The organism is Leucobacter sp. wl10 (genome assembly GCF_003569785.1).
In the GTDB taxonomy this organism is placed as follows: domain Bacteria; phylum Actinomycetota; class Actinomycetes; order Actinomycetales; family Microbacteriaceae; genus Leucobacter.
This window is the reverse complement of record NZ_KZ984036.1, coordinates 1-1,320: the sequence shown is the minus strand read 5'-3', so window position 1 is coordinate 1,320 and position 1,320 is coordinate 1. Positions and strand designations below refer to the sequence as shown.

The 1,320-nt window shown below is 66.4% G+C and carries 2 protein-coding genes; one reads left to right on the top strand and one right to left on the bottom strand.

Annotated features, from left to right (window positions below):
- A partial coding sequence (chrA, locus tag D1J51_RS17670) for a chromate efflux transporter (protein WP_119077317.1) occupies positions 1–902 on the bottom strand: 902 nt, incomplete at its 3' end.
- A gap of 227 nt (positions 903–1,129) precedes the next feature.
- Between chrA and D1J51_RS17665 the strand changes: the two genes are divergently transcribed.
- Positions 1,130–1,320: relaxase domain-containing protein (locus tag D1J51_RS17665; protein WP_205548064.1), on the top strand; the 191-nt coding region annotated here is incomplete at its 3' end.

Genomic DNA, 1,320 nt, shown 5'->3' with positions numbered 1-1,320 from the left:
GTGACCGCGCCAAGGAAAGCGGAGAACGTGAACAACGGACCAGGCACCGCCTGCGCGGCTCCGTACCCGGCCAGGAACGCGCCGGGCTCTACGAGCCCTGTCTGCACCGTCTCCGCCTGCAGGAGCGGCAGCACGACATGGCCGCCCCCGAACACGAACGAGCCCGCACGGTAGAAGAGGTCGAACAGACTGAGTGCCGCATCTCCTGTCGCTGTTGCGAGGATCGGGAGGGTCACCAGCAGCAGGGCGAACGCGATCAGGCAGCCGATCGAGACGCCCCGGTGCAGGCGCACCGGAAATCGATCCTCAGTCCTGGCGGGTGCCCCGGTGTGCGCGGTGCGCGCAAGGAACAGCAACCCGGCGATGCCCGCGGCGATCATGGCACCAAGCATCGCGAGCGGGCCCGGCACGAGCAGCACGAGCACCATGACCGCGACCGCGATCGTCGCGCGACGAGCACCGGGGGTGAGCGATCTTGCCATGGCGAGCACAGCGTGGGCGACTACCGCGACCGCAGCCGCCTTCAAACCGAGTACCCAGCCCGCCTGCGAGAGATCCCCGCTCGCGCCGATACCGAGCGCGAAAGCGAAAAGCAGCATGGCTGAGGGGAGCGTGAAGCCGGCCCAGGCGACGAGCATGCCGAGGATACCGGCGCGCTGCAGGCCGATCGCCATGCCGACCTGACTCGACGCCGGCCCGGGCAGGAACTGGCACAGCGCGACGAGATCCGCGTAGGCGCGGTCACTGAGCCATCCTCGCCGCTCGACGAACTCGGTGCGGAAATAGCCGAGGTGAGCGACCGGCCCGCCAAACGACGTCAACCCGAGCCGCAGGAACACGAGGAAGACCCGTCCCGATGAACCCGGGAATGGGCGAGACGCAACTGAATCAGGGAGTCCCATCCCACCAAGTCTGCCGTTGAGCCCGCGCTCTGGAAAACAACTCGCCAGCTGACACCTAACGTTCATATTGGTTCGCATGACTCCGAAACGCATTTGCCTCCTTGCTCCCGGATCTACCCCGTTCCCCTCCAGTGCTCTCGGCAACAAGATGGAAGCCGTCTGGAGCTCAGGGCTTGAGCCAAGCCTCGGATTCCTACCTATCGGATGTGACGGTTTCGATGCGCGTGATGAGCGCCGGTGACGGCTACAAGTATCTGCTGCGCTCCGTCGTTGCAGGCGACGGCGACCGGAGCCTTTCGACGCCGCTGACTCGCTACTATGCCGAGGTCGGGAATCCTCCCGGCAGCTGGCTCGGCTCTGGCCTCGCCCAGCTCGGCGAAGGTCGCATCACTCCCGGCGAGGAGGTATCGGAGCAGCA